The organism is Pseudonocardia humida, from assembly GCF_023898865.1.
GTDB lineage: Bacteria > Actinomycetota > Actinomycetes > Mycobacteriales > Pseudonocardiaceae > Pseudonocardia > Pseudonocardia humida.
On sequence record NZ_JAGSOV010000003.1, the window covers coordinates 14,573 to 31,236 of the forward strand.

Genomic DNA, 16,664 nt, shown 5'->3' on the forward strand with positions numbered 1-16,664 from the left:
TTCCACCGGAGCGCCCGTGAAGATCACCCACCTGGTCCCGTCCCTGCACCCCGGCGGTCCCGAGATCGGGTTGGTCGACCTGGCCACGGCGGCCCCGCGGGCCGGGCTGGACATCTCGGTGGTCGCGCTGGCCTCGACGTCGGACACGGCCCAGGTCAGCGCCCTGCGCAGGCTGGGGGTGCCGGTCGTCGAGCTGGGGCTGGCCCCGCTCGACCCGCGGGCGGTCTCGCGCACCGCCAGGGCGCTGCGCGAGCACGGCGCCGAGCTCGTGCACAGCCACCTGGGCCACGCCGACGTGGTGGCCGCGGCGGCGGCCATGCGCAACCGCATCCCGGCGGTGTCCACGCTGCACAACGTCAAGAACGATCTGGCCGACGGCGGCGACCGGTTGCGCCGCACGGCCCGCATCGTGGCCCGCCGGCGCTTCGTCCGGCGCACGATCGCCATCTCCCGGGTCCAGCAGGACTGGTACCGCGGGCTCAACGCCGCGGTCGACACGGTGCTCGTACCCGACGGCGTCGTCGACCCCGGCCCCGGCGACCTGGCCGAGCGCAACCGGCGCCGCGAGGCCCTCGGCGTCGACGACCGGGAGGTGCTGGCGGTCTGCACCGTCCCGATGCGCCGCGGCGAGGGCCTCGAACTGCTGCTCGACGCCTGCGAGGCGCTGCCCGACCAGCTGCCGCTGGTGGTCGCGCTGTGCGGCGACGGGCCGATGCGCCCGTACCTGGAGTCGAGGGTGGACGACACCGAGGAGCTCGACGGCCGGGTCCGGTTCGTGCACCGCCACACCGACCACGCCAGCCTGCTCAACGCCGCCGACCTGGTCGTCTACCCGGCCGAGTACGGCGCGGCGCCGACGGTGCTGCTGCGCGCGATGGCCGCCGGGCTGCCGGTGGTGTCCACGCAGGTGGGCGGCATCCCGGAGATCGTCACCCCGACCACCGGCGTGCTCGTCCCGCAGGACGCCGGCCGGCTGGCCGACGCCCTGGTCGCCCTCACCGAGGACGGCGAGCGGCGCGGCCGGCTCGGCGCAGCCGCCCGCGCCCGGTTCCTGGCCGAGCACGAGGCCGTCGGCTGGGCCAAGCGGCTGGCCGAGGTCTACGCCTCGGTCCTCGACCCCACCCCCACCTGACCGTCGAGAACGAAGTCGCCGTCGTTTTGGACCGGTCCAAACGACAACAGCTTCGTTCTCGACGGGGGTGGGTCAGGGCAGGAGGTCGTGGACCGTGCCTTCGGCGACGGTCCGGCCGCCTTCGCGGACGGCGAAGCCGAGACCGACCTCCAGCGGCTCCGGGGCGCCCAGGCGCACGGTGGCCGCGACGGTCGTGCCCGGCTCGACCGCCTCGACCTCACCGAGGTCGAGCACCCCGACCACGTCGGCCGTGCGCAGGTGGAACTGCGGGCGGTAGCCCGAGCGAACGGGCGTGTGCCGCCCGCCCTCGGCCGCGCCCAGCAGCCGCAGCTCACCGCGGAAGGCGCCGTGCAGCCCGATCGAGCCCGCCGCCGCGACCACCTGTCCGCGGGCGACCTGCTCGCGGCGCACCCCGCGCAGCAGCAGCGCCGCGTTGTCCCCGGCCTCGCCGCGCTCCATCGTGCGGCCGAAGGTCTCGATGCCGGTCACCACGGCCGACACTCCCCGCCCCAGGCCCAGCGCGTCGACGGTATCGCCGACGGCGACCACGCCCCGCTCGATCGCTCCGGTGAGCACCGTGCCCCGACCGGTGATCGTCAGCACGTTCTCCACCGGCATGAGGAACGGCGAGTCCAGGTCGCGGTGCGGCACGGGGACGTGCTCCTCGACCGCGTCGAGCAGCGCCACGACCGACGCCGTCCAGCGCGGCTCGCCGGCCAGCGCGCCGAGCGCCGACACCGCCACCACCGGGGTGGCCGCCCCGTCGAAGCCGTGCCGGTCGAGCAGCTCGCGGATCTCCAGCTCGACCAGCTCCAGCAGCTCGGGGTCACCGGCGTCGGCCTTGTTCAGCGCCACCGCCAGGTGCCCGACGCCGAGCCTGCGGGCCAGCAGCACGTGCTCGCGGGTCTGCGGCATCACGCCGTCGGTCGCCGAGACGACCAGGATCGCGCCGTCGACCTGGGCCGCGCCGGTGATCATGTTCTTCACGTAGTCGGCGTGGCCGGGCATGTCGACGTGCGCGTAGTGGCGCGTCGCCGTCTCGTACTCGACGTGCGCGACGTCGATCGTGATGCCGCGCCGGGCCTCCTCCGGGGTCCGGTCGATCCGCTCGAACGGCACGTAGCGGCCGCCGACGCGGTCGGCGAGGACCTTGGTGATGGCGGCGGTCAGGGTGGTCTTGCCGTGGTCGACGTGGCCCATCGTGCCGATGTTGAGGTGCGGCTTGGTGCGCAGGTAGGGCTGCTTGGCCATGGTGGTGCTCCGGTCTGCGGTGCTGATCGTCCGCGGGCGGCGGACGTCCGGGATCCCTCGTGTGGCCGCGACCCGCTTCCCGGGAGATCCCGGTGCCGGCCGGGAAGGGGTCAGCCTCGGGCGCCGTCGGTGATCGACAGGACGATCAGGGCAGGCCGCGGCGCCGCTGCTGCATCTGCAGCCAGCGGTGCGCAGAACGCGACCGGCCGGAACACCCGCACAGCGTCGGGCCCGTGGGCCGCCGCGGGCAACTTCTTTTCACCGGATCACCGGTGCACCGATGAGTCGTCGCCGCGGCCGTCGTTACACGTGCGACGGTGGCGGACCGCCGCCGCACGAGGATCGGAGAGAGCGCATGGACTTCCGCATCGAGCTGGTGCTGATCCCGGTGAGCGACGTCGACCGGGCCAAGGCCTTCTACAGCCAGACGCTCGGCTTCGCCGTCGACGTCGACCACCGCGCGGGCGAGGAGTTCCGCGTCGTGCAGCTGACCCCGCCCGGCTCGGCCTGCTCGATCTCCATCGGGGTCGGCATCACCGACGCCGAGCCGGGGTCGGTCCGCGGCACGCACCTGGTGGTCCGCGACGTCGTCGCCGCCCGCGAGGAGCTGCTGGCGCGGGGCGCGGAGGTCGGCGAGGTCAAGCACATGAGCGCGCAGGGCTGGCAGCCCGGCCCCGCCCCGGACCGCGCCGACTTCGCCTCCTTCGCCGACCTCGCCGACCCCGACGGCAACACCTGGGTGCTGCAGGAGAAGGGCCACGGCGGGTCGTGACCGGCCCGGTGGTCGGTCCGGTCCTCGACGAGGCCGGCTTCCGCGAGCAGGTCGAGCGGCACCGCCGGGAGCTGCACGTGCACTGCTACCGGATGCTGGCCTCGTTCGACGAGGCCGAGGACGCCGTGCAGGAGGCGCTGCTCAACGCCTGGCGCCACCGCGACCGGTTCACCGGCGGCTCCGACGCGGAAGCCCCCGTGCGGGCGTGGCTCTACCGGATCGCGACCAACGTGTGCCTGGACGCGATCCGGGCCCGCGCCCGCCGCCCGCGGCGCGCGTCCTCCCCGGAGGTCTCCTGGCTGCAGCCCTACCCCGACACGCTGCTCGACGAGCTCGCCGCCCCCGACGACGGCCCCGACGCGGTGGCCGTGGCCAGGGAGACGATCGAGCTGGCGTTCCTGACCGCGCTGCAGGTGCTGCCGGCCCGCCAGCGCGCCGCGCTGCTGCTGCGCGACGTGCTGGACATGTCGGCCGCCGAGACCGCCGAGCTGCTGGGCACCAGCGTCCCCGCGGCCAACAGCGCGCTGCAGCGTGCCCGCGCCACCATGGCCCAGCACCTGCCGGCGCAGCGCAGCGGCTGGTCGGCGGGCGGGGCGCCGCTGTCGGCGCGGGAGCGCGAGCTGCTCGACCGGTTCGTCGACGCCCACCAGCGCGGCGACGCCACCGCCGCGCTGGCGGTCGCCGCGACCGACATCCGGATATCCATGCCCCCGTACCCGTACGTGTTCGAAGGCACCGACGGGCTCGCCACGCTGCTGGAGCGCGCGTTCGGCCCCGACCGCGAGGGCGACTGGCGCCTGCTGCCCACCGCGGTCAACCGGATGCCGGCCGCCGCGAGCTACCTGCGCCGCACGGGCGACACGGTGTTCCGCCCGTTCAAGCTCGACGTGCTGCGCGTCGAGGAGGGGTTGATCTCGGAGGTCACCACGTTCGGGCCGGAGCTGTTCGGCGCGCTGGGCCTGCCCGACCGGCTCTGAACATCACCGGATCCGGAGGACGTCGACGATGTGCGGGGTGTCCAGGAGGGTGTGCGGGGCGAAGGCGTGGTAGGCCCAGACGTGCACCCAGGCGTTGCCGGTACGCAGCGTCAGGAATGTCTTGATCATGCCGGGTCCGAGGTAGGTGAAGAACAGGAAGATCACCGAGAGGGCGGCTCCGTGCGGGGAGGTGAACACCGCCCAGGCGTCCCAGGCGTGCAGGCCGGTGTAGGTCAGCCCGCCCAGGAGCACGGTGGTGGTCGCCGAGCCGGTCAGCGTGAGGTAGCGCGGCACGAGGATCGCGTAGATGAAGACCATGGCGGGAAGGACCGCACCGGCGAGGTAGAGCGCGAAGGTGACGGCGGCGCCGAGGAGGAGCTGACCGGCCGGCAGGGTGAAGATCTCCGGCTGGACGGCGACGATCTGGAAGGTGGCCTCCAGCGCGAGCACGACGACGATCACCAGTAGATCGTTCTTCCGGTCGGTCGAGCGCAGGCCCAGCGCCCGCGCGGAGTACCGCCTGCCGAAGAAGATCAGCGGGAGGACGGCGAATACCACGAGGTTGTAGCCGGCCCAGGTGAGGACCTCGGCCGGCTCGAGCTGGGCGTGGGTGCCGTAGATCGTCCCCGCCAGGTGCAGGCCGAACGGGTGCCAGCCGGAGGACGTGGCCAGGAGGAACCCCCCGCCGAGAGCGAGGACCCCGTAGCCGAGGAGCAGGAGCGTCTCGCGCAGGGCGAGGGCACGATCCGGGGCGCGTGCGGCGATGTCGGGTAGCGTGCGGCGCCGGGTGATGACATGGACCACCCCCATCAGGAGCAGCACCTGCAGGAGTGCCAGGTTGACCTCGAGGAGGTGCTCGACCGTCGACCTCTGCGTCCTGGCCGGCCAGTCGAAGGGCAGGGTCTCGCCGGCCGTCAGCCCGACCCAGCAGTTGGCGGCCACCCAGAGGGTGGCGGCCACCCGGACACTGGCGCGACCGGGCCCACGGGACCGGAGCGGACGCCCCGGTGTCGACGACTCCGGCCCGGCAGCCGCTCCCGCTCGCGCCGGTGCGATGCCCGGCAGCGGCCGGTTCCTGCTCATGGTCGTGCTCCCGTCGACCGCGTTACTAGCACGACTGTGCTAGATACTGGCAACGTAGCACGACTGTGCTATGAAAGGCGGGTGCCGCGGGTGGTGGATCCGGTCGAGCGCAGGAGGCACCTGGCCGAGGCGGTGTGGCGGGTGGTCCGACGCGAAGGGCTGGAGCGCGCCTCGGTGCGGGAGGTCGCCCGTGAGGCCGGGGTGTCGATGGGCTCGCTGCGGCACTACTTCGACGACCAGTCCGAACTGCTGACCTTCGCCATGCGGATGGTCATCGAGCGGGTCGAGCACCGCGTGGCCGTGCTGCAGGTACCCGACGACCCCCGCCTCGCGGCGGGACGCGTGCTCGCCGAGCTGCTGCCGTTGGATCCCGAGCGCCGGGCGGAGAACGAGGTCTGGCTCGCCTTCACCGCCCGCGCGCTCGTAGACCCCCAACTGCGGGCGCTGCGCGACGAGGCCTACGACCTCCTGCGCAACGCGTGCCGGCGATGGGTCCGCGTGCTCCTCCCGACAGGGACAACCGAGCCGGGCGTCGACCTGGAGACCGAGCGCTTGTTCGCGCTGCTGGACGGGCTCGCGGTGCACGCCGCCATGCGCCCGGAGCAGAGCAGCGCCGAGGGGCTGCTCGCAGTGCTGCACCACCACCTGGACCAGATCACCGCGTCCCCGCGTCCTGCGCCGGAGGGCCTGCTGTGACCTCCAGGTCGGGCGGGGCCGCAGACCACGAAGCAACGGGCCTAACTCGGTCGACGTCCCACCACCACCGCGGGGACACTCCCCGCGTGACGACGTCGTTCGCCCTGCGCCGGGCCACCAGCAAGGACCTCGCCGCCATGGCCGAGGCGGACGGTCGTGCCTTCGGCGTCCACTACACCGACTCCGACCTGCAGGAGATCGAGTCGGTGCTGGACCCGGACCGGTTCTGGCTGGCCGTCGACACCGACGACGCGATCGTCGGCGTCACGGGGGCGTTCGACCTCCACGTCACGGTGCCCGGTGGAGCCGTGCTGCCGATGCCCGGCGTCACCTGGGTGTCGGTGGCCCTGACCCACCGCCGCCGCGGCGTGCTGCGCGCCCTGCTCACCGAGCAGCACCGCGAGTTCGTCGAGCAGGGCCATGCGCTGTGCGGGCTCACCGCCAGCGAGGGCGCGATCTACGGCCGGTTCGGCTACGGCCCGACCACCGCGAACCGCTCGGTGGAGATCGACCGCAGGCGCGCGGTGCTGCGCGCCGACCTGCCCGACACCGGCGGGGTCCGCCAGGCCGGCACCGAGGAGGTCCGCGAGCTCGCCCCGGAGCTGCACCGCAGGTGGGCGGCGGGTGTGCCCGGCGCGGTGCACCGCGGGCCGGCCCAGTGGACGCCGCAGCTCGCCGACCACGAGCACCGCCGGGGCGGGGCCACGGCGCTGTTCCACCTGGTCCACCCCGACGGCTACGCCTCCTACCGCCGGCTGCACTCCGAGCGGGCCGCCGTGGTCACCGAGGTGGTGGCCACCACGGCGCAGGCCCACCGCGAGCTGTGGCGCGCCCTGCTGGCGATGGACCTCGTCGAGACGGTCCGCTGCCGCGCCCTGGCCCTCGACGACCCGCTGCCGCTGCTGCTGACAGACCCGCGCCAGGTCCGCACCACGGGCCTCCACGACGGCATGTGGACCCGGGCGCTGGACGTGCCCGCCCTGCTGTCGGCGCGCCGCTACGGCATCGAGATCGACGCCGTGCTCGACGTGGGCGACCCGTTCCTCGACCGGGGCGGGCGGTTCCGGTTGCGCGGCGGGCCCGACGGCGCCACCTGCGAGCCGACGACGGCCCCCGCCGACGTGCGCGTCGACGCGACCGCGCTGGGCCCGCTGGTGCTGGGCGGGCAGCGCACCCGGCCGCTGGCCGGGGCCGGGCTGCTCACCGCCGACGACCCGGCGCTGCTGCACCGGATCGACCTCGCCTTCCTGACCGACCGGCTCCCGGTGCACGGCACCGAGTTCTGATCGCCGAGATCGGTCCGAGGACCACGAGCGCACGGCCAGGGCGGCCCGGCGCCGACCCGGAGGCGGCAGCAGCGGCGCGGCCCTGGTCCGGCCCGCGCGGGTTCGTGGTTGGCCGACCCGGGCGAACGGGTAGAAGCCGGGCATGACCCGCTTCGCCTGGCACGCCTCCCACGAACAGGTTCCACCCGACACCCTGCTGGCCGCGGCCCGGAAGGCCGAGCAGGTCGGGTTCGACGGCGCCATGTCGTCGGACCACTTCTCGCCCTGGAGCGAGCGCCAGGGCCAGTCGGGGTTCGCGTGGACCTGGCTCGGCGCCGCGATGCAGGCCACCTCGCTGCCCTTCGGCGTGGTCAACGCGCCCGGCCAGCGCTACCACCCGGCGATCATCGCGCAGGCCATCGGCACCCTCGGGGTGCTCTACCCGGGCCGCTTCTGGGCCGCGCTGGGCAGCGGCGAGGCCAGCAACGAGCACATCACCGGGGCGCCCTGGCCGCGCAAGGAGGTCCGCAACGCCCGCCTGCGCGAGTGCGTCGACATCATCCGCGCCCTGCTGCGCGGCGAGGAGGTCAGCCACGACGGGCTGGTGACCGTCGACCGGGCCCGCGTGTGGACCCGCCCGCCGGAGCCGCCGCCGCTGGTCGGCGCGGCGGTCAGCGTGGAGACCGCGCGCTGGTGCGCCGAGTGGGCCGACGGCCTGATCACCGTCAACGCGCCGGTCGAGCACCTGCGCAAGATGATCGACGCCTACCGCGACGCGGGCGGGCGCGGTGAGCTGCACCTGCAGGCGCACCTGAGCTGGGCCCCCGAGCAGGAGCGCGCCGAGCAGCTGGCGCACCACCAGTGGCGCAGCAACGTCTTCCCGCCGCCTGCCTGCTGGGACATCGACAGCGCCGAGACCTTCGACGCGGCGTCCCAGGACGTGCCGCTGTCGACGGTGGCCCAGAGCGTGCACATCTCCAGCGACCTCGGTCAGCACGCCGCCACCCTCGCCGAGTACGCCGAGCTGGGCTTCGACGAGATCGCCCTGCACCACGTCGGGGTCGAGCAGGACGAGTTCCTCGACGCCTTCGGCAACTCGGTGCTCCCGCAGCTCCGCGAGAAGGTGCCCGCGTGAAGCTGACCCGCACCGCCGACCTGTGGTGGAAGAACGCGGTCTTCTACTGCCTGGACATCGAGACCTTCGCCAGCTCGACCGGCTCGGACCGCGGTGACATCCGCGGGCTGATCCAGCACATCGACCACCTGCACCGGCTGGGCGTCACCTGCCTGTGGCTGATGCCCTTCTACCCCACCCCGGACCGCGACGACGGCTACGACATCACCGACTTCTACGGCGTCGACCCGCGGCTGGGCACCCACGGCGACATGGTCGAGCTGATCCGCACCGCCCGCGACCGGGGCATGCGGGTGATCGCCGACCTGGTGGTCAACCACACCTCCGCCGAGCACCCGTGGTTCAAGGAGTCGCGCAGCAGCCGCGAGTCCCCCAGGCGCGACTGGTACGTCTGGCAGGACGAGCCCCCCACCGACGGCCCGCAGGGGGTGGTCTTCCCCGACCAGGAGACCTCCCTGTGGGAGTACGACAAGAAGACCAAGCAGTACTACCTGCACCGGTTCTACAAGCACCAGCCCGACCTGAACGTGGCCAACCCCGAGGTCCGCGACGAGATCGCCCGGATCATCGGGTTCTGGATGGAGCTGGGGCTGTCCGGGTTCCGGGTGGACGCGGTGCCGTTCCTGCTGGAGACCTCGGGCCAGGACGACAAGGACTCGCTGCCCGACCCGCACGACTACCTGGCCGACCTGCGCTCGTTCATGACCCGGCGCAACGGCGAGGCGGTGCTGCTCGGCGAGGTCAACCTGCCCTACCCCGACCTCATGCCGTTCTTCGGCGGGGTCGACGGCGGCAACACCCCCAGCGAGCTCACGATGTGCTTCGACTTCGTCGGGATGCAGCAGATGTACCTGGCGCTGGCCCGCGGCGACGCCGAGCCGCTGGCCGAGGCGCTGCGCCAGCGGCCGGCTCCGCCCGCCGACGGGCACTGGGCCACGTTCGTGCGCAACCACGACGAGCTGACCCTGGACAAGCTGACCGAGTCGCAGCGCAAGGAGGTCTTCGACGCCTTCGGGCCCGACGAGGACATGCAGCTCTACGGCCGCGGGCTGCGCAGGCGCCTGCCCGGCATGCTCAACGGGGACGAGCAGCACATCCGGATGGTCTACAGCCTGCTGTTCTCGCTGCCCGGCACGCCGGTGATGTTCTACGGCGAGGAAGTCGGAATGGTCGAGAACCTGGAGCTGCCGGGCCGGTTCGCGGTGCGCTCGGACATGGACTGGGCCGCCGTGCGGCGCCAGCGCGCCGAGCCCGACTCCCTGCTGGCCTGGTTCCGGCTGCTGATCGACCGCTACCGCGACTGCCCCGAGCTGGCCTGGGGCGGCTACGAGGTCCTCGACCCCGGCCCGAAGGCCCGCTCGGTGCTGGCGCACCGCTGCGACGCCGACGACGCCTCGCTGATCGCGCTGCACAACCTGGCCGACCAGAAGGCGACCGCGGAGCTGCTGCTCACCGGGCTGGCCGGCCGCGAGTTGCACGACGTGCTCGACCCGCGCGCCGACCCGGTCCCCGTCGACGACGAGGGCCGCATCGCCGTGGAGCTCGGCGGGCACGGCTGCCGCTGGCTGCGGGCGGGCTCGGGACCGGAGGGCGGCGCGGGCTGACGCACTCCCGGGCGCGGCGCCCGACGACCACCTGGGGGCGGTGGGCCGGCCGGAGTCCACCGCCGCGATCGTGAGGTTCCTGGGGCGTGAGTCGGCCCCGCCGTCGCTCGGTGTCACGGCGAGTTGGGCCGAAGGGGTTTCAGGACGCCGCGCGTCGGTGATAATCCGGACGTCGGGGTCTCGATCGGGGAGCCGACGTCGGGGAGGCAGCCGATGGCACGTTGGGCTCGGCCCGCGTTGCTGGTGGTGCTGGTCGTGGCCGGCGCCGTGCTCGCGCTGACCGTCGGCGTCCCGCCGCTGTCGGAGATCCAGGCCTGGGTGCGGTCCGCCGGGTGGGCGGGCCCGGTCCTCTACGCCGCGATCGCCGCCCTGGCCTCCCTGACGCCCGGCCCGGCCACGATGCTGACCGTCGGCTCCGGGGTGCTCTTCGGCTGGCCGGGCGGCGTCCCCGTCGCCCTGACCGCCTCGCTGACCAGCGCCCTGGTCAACTTCACGATGGCCAGGCTGCTGGGCCGGTCGACCGTGCAGGGGCTGGCCGGCGACCGGCTGGAGCGCCTGGACGCCGCGCTGCGCCGGCGCGGGGTGCTGGCGGTGATCGGCATCCGGCTGGTCCCGATGGCCCCCTTCGCGATCGTCAACGCCGCCTGCGGCCTGAGCGGCGTGCGCGTGCGCGACTACGTCCTCGGCTCCGCGTTCGGGCTGCTGCCGGGCACGGTCACCTTCGTCGCGGTCGGTGCCTTCGGCACCTCCCCCGGCTCGCTGCCCTTCCTGGTCTCCCTCGGGGCGCTCGGCGTGCTCGTCGGCGGCGCCGCGCTGGCCGCCCGGCGCGGTCTGGTGATCGCGGCCCGGGTCGACCGGCCCGGCCGACCGGCGGGCGCCACCGCGATCATCCAGCCCGCCGCTGTCGAGGCCGCTGTCGACAGCGCGCCCGGGACCGCGCACATCGCCGACCACCGAGAGTGATCATCCTCGGGGTTCCCGCCCCGGCCCTCACCCGATCGATGCAGGCAGGGAGTACGCTCGCGCCGACGGGTCCCTGACACGCGGAGTAGCGCTTCAGCTCCCCTGCGACGAGCTGCTCCGCGTCACGATCCAGGCCGTACCCGACGCGGATCGACCGGGGGACGGAGGGCGCGATGGGGCAGCACCGGAAGCTGTCGCGGCGACGCCGCTGGCCGCTGGTCGTGCTCGGCGTGGTGGTGGCCGTGGCGGCGGCCGCGGGGGTGGTCGTCTACCGCACCATGAGCGCGCCGACCTGCGAGCCCGTGCCCGTCGTGGTGGCCGCCGACCCGTCGATCCTGGAGCCGGTGAGCCGGTTGCTCGCCGCCGATCCGGACGCCGTCGACACCTGCGCCCGCTACGACATCGTCGCCGCCGACCCCGGGCTGGCCAGCGAGATCCGCTCCGGCTCGCCGGGGTTGCCCGACGTGTGGATCCCGGAGTCCTCCCTCACCCTCGACCCGCTCGACGAGAGCGGCGAGTCCCTGGTCGAGCGCGGAGCGCCGCTGGCGTACTCGCCCGTGGTCCTGGCGCTGCCCGCCGCAGACGCCGCCCGTTACGGCGACCCGTCCCAGCCGATCGCCTGGAACACGCTGCTGACCAGCGAGAAGCCGCCCACCCTCCCCGACCCGGTGCAGGAGCCCGGCGGGCTGGCCGCGCTCACCGCGCTGCGCACCGCCATCGGCGACGACGACGGCCGCCCCAAGGCGGCGTTCGTCGCCGCGGTGCTGGTGCTGGCCGAGGGCTCGCCCGCCTCGGCCGAGGAGGCCTTCCAGGCGATCGCCACGGAGGGCGCCGCCGCGCGCGCCTTCCTGGCCTCCGAGCAGGCCGTCGTCCGGCACAACGCCGCGAGCGAGGGCAGCACCACCACTCCGGCGGGCGCCGCCCCGGCCCCCGCCGCCGCGGTCGCGCTCGCCGACGGCACCGCCGTCCTCGACTACCCGCTGGTCCGGATCCGCCCGCAGGACGTCGGTCCGGACTCCGAGGCCCGGGCCGCCCGGGTGCGCGAGGCCGTCGACCGGCTCGACGAGCGGCTGCGCTCCCCGGCAGCCCACCAGGCCTTCGCCGACTCCGGCCTGCGCGCCCCGGACGGCTCCCGCGCCACCCGGGCCGCCGCGGGCATGCTGCCCGTCGAGGTCACGACGGGGGCCGTGCCCGACACCGCGGCCGCGGTGGAGACGTTGCGCCTGTGGAGCGCGCTGACCCTGCAGAGCCGCGTGCTGGCCGTCATCGACACCTCCGGCTCGATGGCCGCCCAGGAGGGCCCGACCGACCGCATCGGCCTGGCCTCCTCGGCCGCGCAGGGCGGGCTGTCGCTGTTCCCGGACAGCTCCTCGATCGGGCTGTGGGCGTTCTCCTCCGGGCCGGACGGCGAGCGGCCATGGGAGGAGCTGGTGCCCCTGGGCAGGCTCACCGAGCCGGTCGGCTCCGCGCCGTCGCGGCGGGCCGCGCTGGCCACCCAGGCCGCCACCCTGCGCGACCGGCTCGGCGGGAAGACCGCCCTCTACGACACCGCGATCGCGGCGGTCCGGGAGGTCCGCTCGGGCTACGAACCGGGCCGGTCCAACGCCGTCGTGCTGATCACCGACGGGCGCAACGAGATCGAGGGCGGCATCGACCTGCCGCTGGCCGTGCAGACCCTGCGCGCCGAAGCCGACCCCACCCGCCCGGTCGCGCTGATCGCCATCGGCATCGGCCCCGACTCGGACCAGGACGCCCTGCGCCAGCTCGCCGAGGCGACCGGGGGCCGCGCCTACGCCGCGGAGAACCCGCAGGACATCCGCACGGTGTTCCTCGACGCGCTGTCCCAGCGGGTGTGCCGCCCCGGCTGCTGACGCGGGCCGGGCGGGCCGACGGCGTCAGCGCGGGGCGCGGGTGCAGCGCGGGCGGCGCGGCGCGCGCCGCCCGGAACGGGGCGGGCGGGCCGGGCGGACGCGCCGGCGACGGCGTCGCCCGCTCACCCGTCGCCCTGGGGCGGGTCGGTTCGGCCGGCGGGCGCCGACGGGGCCGGGGCGGGCGCCCGTCGTCGGCGGGGGCCGACGGCGAGGATCCGCTGCAGCACCACGAAGGCGAGCAGCAGCAGGCCGATGACGATCTTGACCCACCAGGTGCTGAGGGTGCCCTCGAAGGAGATGATCGTCTGCACGGTGCCCAGCACCAGCACGCCCAGCAGCGAGCCGAGCACGTAGCCCGAGCCGCCGGTGAGCAGCGTCCCGCCGATGACCACGGCCGCGATCGCGTCGAGCTCCATGCCGACGGCGTTGAGGCTGTAGCCCGAGAGCAGGTAGACGCTGAACAGCAGCCCGCCCAGCGCCGAGCAGAACCCGCTGATGACGTAGACGCCCACCCGCGCGCGCCCCACGCCCAGGCCCATCAGCAGCGCGGACTGCTGGTTGCCGCCCACGGCGTAGACCGTGCGCCCGAACCGGGTCAGGTGCAGCACGTAGGCGCCGACCGCGACCGCGGCCAGCGCGACGAGCACGCTCGGGGTGAGGAACATGTCCTCACCCAGCGGGATCGCGGTCTGCGACAGGTCGCGGAACAGGGGGTCGGTGATCGGGATCGAGCTGAGGTCGATCAGGTAGCACAGTCCGCGGGCCAGGAACAGCCCGGCCAGCGTCACGATGAACGGCTGGATCTCCAGGTAGTGGATGACCGCGCCCATGGCCAGCCCGAACAGCGCGCCGCCGGCCAGCACCGCGACGATCACGACCGGGGCCGACCAGCCCGCGCGCAGCATGGCCGCGGTGACCATCGTCGAGAGCGCGACCACCGACCCGACCGACAGGTCGATCCCGCCGGTGAGGATCACGAAGGTCATGCCGACCGCGAGCACCACCAGGAAGGCGTTGTCGATCAGCAGGTTGAGCAGCACCTGCCCGGAGGCGAAGGCCTCGTAGCGCAGGCCGCCGACCGCGAACAGGGCCACGAACAGCCCGAACGTCACCAGCACCGGGACGAATCGGGCCGGGACGCGCCCGGCGCGCCCCCCGGCGGCGACGGGCGACGGGCCCACGACGGGCGGGGGCGCGGTCGTCACGGCGTGCTCCTCTGCGCGGGGATCGGGGTCGCGGCCCCGTCGGCCCGGTCGGGGTCGGGGGTCGGGGGGCCGGGCGGCGGGTCGGCGGGCGGTGCGCCACCGGCCGCGCCCCGGCGCCTGCGGCGCCGGCCGAGCAGGGCGCGGGCCTTGGGCGACTGCAGCAGGCAGACCACGATCACCACGACCGCCTTGAACACCAGCGAGACCTCCGGCGGGATGCCCAGCGAGAGGATCGTCGTGGTCAGGGTCTGGATGGTCAGCGCCCCGAACAGCGTCCCGGTGATCGAGAACCGGCCGCCGGCCAGGGACGTCCCGCCGATGACCACGGCCAGGATCGCGTCGAGCTCCAGCCAGAGCCCGGCGTTGTTGGCGTCCGCGGCGTTGACGTTCGAGCTGATCATCAGTCCGGCGACGCCTGCGCAGAGGGCGGAGAAGACGTAGACGGTCCAGATCAGCGTGCGGGCGCGCACGCCGGCCAGCCGGCTGGCCGCCGGGTTGATGCCGACCGCCTCGACCAGCGTGCCGAGGGCGGTGCGCCGGGTGGCCAGCGCGACCAGCGCGTACACCGCCGCGGCCACGATCACGGTGAGCGGCACCGCGAGCAGCTCGCCGCCGGCGATGGCGGAGAAGAGCGGGTTGTTCACGGTGATGATCTGACCGTCGGTGACCAGCTGGGCCAGCCCGCGCCCGGCGGTCATCAGCACCAGCGTGGCGATGATCGGCTGGATGCCCAGCACCGAGACCAGGAACCCGTTCCAGGCGCCGAGCGCGACGGCCAGGCCGAGCGCGACGCCGATCCCGCCGATCGCGGCGCCCGGGGAGGTCGGGTCGGGGCTCGCGGCGATCCAGGCGCAGGTGACCGCACCGCAGATGGCCACGATCGCGCCCACCGACAGGTCGATGCCGCGGGTGGCGATGACCAGCGTCATGCCCAGCGCCATCAGCGCCACCGGGGCGCCGTTGTGCAGGATGTCGACCAGGCTGCCGTAGAGGCGCCCGTCCTGCAGGCGCACCGCGAAGAACCCCGGCGCGAGCACCAGGTTCAGCAGCAGCAGGACGACCAGCGGCCAGAACGGCTTGCGCCACAGCTCACGCATCGGACCGCCCGTACTCCCAGTCGGCCCCGCCGCGGCGCTCGGCATCGGGCTCCCCGTGACCGGTCGCGATCAGCTCCATCACCCGATCCACCTCCACGTCCTCGCCGGCCAGCTCCGCGACCGGGCGGCGGTCGCGCAGCACCAGCACCCGGTCGGCCAACCGGACCACCTCCTCCAGCTCGGCGGAGATGTACACCACCCCCATGCCCTCCCGGGCCAGGTCGGCGACCAGGGCCTGGATCTGGGCCTTGGCGCCGACGTCGATGCCGCGGGTGGGCTCGTCCAGGATGAGCAGTCGCGGCCCGGTGGCCAACCACCGCGCGAGCAGCACCTTCTGCTGGTTGCCCCCGGACAGGTTGCGCAGCAGGGCGTCCGGGTCGGGCGGACGGATGTCCAGCACCTCGATCCAGCGGGCCGCCGCCTCGTCCTGCGCGCGGCGCGGGATCCGGCGCAGACCCCGCGCCGCCTGCATGGCCAGCACGATGTTGTCGCGCACCGTCAGGTCGCCGACGACGCCCTCGGCGCCGCGGTTCTCCGATGTGAAGGCCACGCCCGCGGAGATCGCGTCGCGCGGGGTGCGCATCGGCAGGACGGTCCCGTCGACGGTGATCTCGCCGGTGTCGGCGCGGTCGGCGCCGAACAGCAGCCGGGCCAGCTCGGTGCGCCCGGAGCCGAGCAGCCCGGCCAGCCCGACGACCTCACCGGGGCGCACCACGAGGTCGACCGGCTCGATCGCACCCCGCCGGCTCACCCCCGAGGCCGCCAGCACCGGCGCCACCGCCTGCGACGCGGGCTCGGCCGGCACCCGCTCGAGCTGCTCGAGGGTCTCCAGCTCGCGCCCCACCATGGCCGAGACCAGCTGCAACCGGGGCAGCTCCGCCGTGCGGTACTCCCCCACCAGCCGGCCGTTGCGCAGCACCGTCGTCCGGTCGGAGATGGCGTAGACCTGGTCGAGGAAGTGCGTGACGAACAGGATCGCCACCCCGTCGGCGCGCAGTCGGGAGATCACCCGGAACAGCTCGGCGACCTCGTCGGCGTCCAGGCTGGAGGTGGGCTCGTCCAGGATCAGCACCTTGCAGTCGACCTGGACCGCCCGGCCGATCGAGACCAGCTGCTGGACCGCGATGGAGTGGCTGTCCAGCGGCGAGGCCGGGTCGACGTCCAGGTGCAGGCGGGCCAGCACCTCGCGGGCCCGCCTGCGCACCCCCCGTCCGTCGATCCGCCCCCATCGCCGCGGCTCCCGTCCGAGCAGGAGGTTCTCCGCCACGGACAGGTTCGGGCAGAGGTTGACCTCCTGGTAGACGGTGCTGATCCCGGCCGCCTGGGCCTGCGCGGGCCCGGCGAACGCGACCTCGGCGCCGTCGAGCACCACCCGGCCCGCGTCGACCGGGTAGACCCCGGTCAGCGCCTTGATCAGGGTGGACTTGCCGGCGCCGTTCTCGCCCATCAGCGCGTGCACCTCGCCGGCGTGCAGCCGGAAGTCGACGCCGTCGAGGGCGCGCACGGGCCCGAACGCCACGCTGATGCCGGTCATCTCCAGCAGCGGCGCGGCGTCCGGACCCGGTTGCGGTACTGCAGTCATCGGTGCTTCCCGCTCGTCGGTGCAGTCGGTC

At 74.3% G+C, this 16,664-nt stretch carries 14 protein-coding genes; 9 read left to right on the top strand and 5 right to left on the bottom strand.

From position 1 onward, the window contains the following. The first annotated feature begins 16 nt into the window (after window positions 1–16). Complete coding sequence (locus tag KDL28_RS00525; RefSeq protein WP_252435122.1) at window positions 17–1,132, top strand: glycosyltransferase family 4 protein; 1,116 nt, start codon at window positions 17–19, stop codon at window positions 1,130–1,132. A 72-nt stretch (window positions 1,133–1,204) separates the two neighbouring features. Here KDL28_RS00525 and tuf read toward each other — a convergent pair whose 3' ends face one another. Then, window positions 1,205–2,383, bottom strand: a complete 1,179-nt coding sequence (gene tuf / locus KDL28_RS00530; RefSeq protein WP_252435123.1) for an elongation factor Tu — start codon at window positions 2,381–2,383, stop codon at window positions 1,205–1,207. 355 nt (window positions 2,384–2,738) lie between these two features. On the opposite strand from tuf, the gene KDL28_RS00535 reads away from it, so the two are divergent. Together KDL28_RS00535 and KDL28_RS00540 are read left to right on the top strand one after the other, a co-directional pair. Continuing rightward, window positions 2,739–3,155, top strand: coding sequence for a glyoxalase superfamily protein (locus KDL28_RS00535; protein ID WP_252435124.1), 417 nt, complete (start codon window positions 2,739–2,741; stop codon window positions 3,153–3,155). After that, window positions 3,152–4,132 carry an RNA polymerase subunit sigma-70 gene (locus KDL28_RS00540; protein WP_252435125.1) on the top strand — a complete coding sequence of 327 codons (981 nt, stop codon included), beginning with the start codon at window positions 3,152–3,154 and terminating at the stop codon, window positions 4,130–4,132. The genes KDL28_RS00535 and KDL28_RS00540 overlap by 4 nt, the downstream gene beginning before the upstream one ends. A 3-nt stretch (window positions 4,133–4,135) precedes the next feature. On the opposite strand, the gene KDL28_RS00545 is transcribed toward KDL28_RS00540, so the two are convergent. Then, window positions 4,136–5,092, bottom strand: coding sequence for a hypothetical protein (locus KDL28_RS00545; RefSeq protein WP_252435126.1), 957 nt, complete (start codon window positions 5,090–5,092; stop codon window positions 4,136–4,138). Window positions 5,093–5,305: 213 nt separating this feature from the next. On the opposite strand from KDL28_RS00545, the gene KDL28_RS00550 reads away from it, so the two are divergent. The 6 genes from KDL28_RS00550 (at window position 5,306) to KDL28_RS00575 (ending at window position 12,749) form a co-directional block, all read left to right on the top strand. Then, a complete protein-coding gene (locus KDL28_RS00550; RefSeq protein WP_252435127.1) occupies window positions 5,306–5,911 on the top strand; it encodes a TetR/AcrR family transcriptional regulator in 606 nt (201 codons plus the stop codon). Window positions 5,912–5,997: 86 nt separating this feature from the next. Further along, on the top strand, window positions 5,998–7,197 hold the full coding sequence (locus tag KDL28_RS00555; protein WP_252435128.1) for a GNAT family N-acetyltransferase: 1,200 nt from the start codon (window positions 5,998–6,000) through the stop codon (window positions 7,195–7,197). Between the two features lie 142 nt (window positions 7,198–7,339). After that, a complete protein-coding gene (locus KDL28_RS00560) occupies window positions 7,340–8,311 on the top strand; it encodes a TIGR03885 family FMN-dependent LLM class oxidoreductase (protein WP_252435129.1) in 972 nt (323 codons plus the stop codon). Further along, window positions 8,308–9,915: an alpha-amylase family protein gene (locus KDL28_RS00565; RefSeq protein WP_252435130.1), complete on the top strand. Its 1,608-nt coding sequence runs from the start codon at window positions 8,308–8,310 to the stop codon at window positions 9,913–9,915. Before KDL28_RS00560 ends, KDL28_RS00565 begins: the two co-directional genes overlap by 4 nt. A 213-nt stretch (window positions 9,916–10,128) precedes the next feature. Continuing rightward, window positions 10,129–10,878 carry a TVP38/TMEM64 family protein gene (locus KDL28_RS00570; RefSeq protein WP_252435131.1) on the top strand — a complete coding sequence of 250 codons (750 nt, stop codon included), beginning with the start codon at window positions 10,129–10,131 and terminating at the stop codon, window positions 10,876–10,878. A 173-nt stretch (window positions 10,879–11,051) separates the two neighbouring features. Continuing rightward, the gene (locus tag KDL28_RS00575) at window positions 11,052–12,749 is read left to right on the top strand and encodes a substrate-binding domain-containing protein (protein ID WP_252435132.1); all 1,698 of its coding nucleotides are present in this window, start codon (window positions 11,052–11,054) and stop codon (window positions 12,747–12,749) included. Between the two features lie 122 nt (window positions 12,750–12,871). On the opposite strand, the gene yjfF is transcribed toward KDL28_RS00575, so the two are convergent. From yjfF to KDL28_RS00590, 3 genes are read right to left on the bottom strand one after another with little or no spacing between them, the layout of a single operon-like run. Next, window positions 12,872–13,954, bottom strand: a complete 1,083-nt coding sequence (gene yjfF / locus KDL28_RS00580; RefSeq protein WP_372496838.1) for a galactofuranose ABC transporter, permease protein YjfF — start codon at window positions 13,952–13,954, stop codon at window positions 12,872–12,874. Next, window positions 13,951–15,051: an ABC transporter permease gene (locus KDL28_RS00585; RefSeq protein WP_252435133.1), complete on the bottom strand. Its 1,101-nt coding sequence runs from the start codon at window positions 15,049–15,051 to the stop codon at window positions 13,951–13,953. The genes yjfF and KDL28_RS00585 overlap by 4 nt, the downstream gene beginning before the upstream one ends. After that, window positions 15,044–16,633 carry a sugar ABC transporter ATP-binding protein gene (locus KDL28_RS00590; protein ID WP_252435134.1) on the bottom strand — a complete coding sequence of 530 codons (1,590 nt, stop codon included), beginning with the start codon at window positions 16,631–16,633 and terminating at the stop codon, window positions 15,044–15,046. Before KDL28_RS00590 ends, KDL28_RS00585 begins: the two co-directional genes overlap by 8 nt. Window positions 16,634–16,664 lie beyond the last annotated feature (31 nt).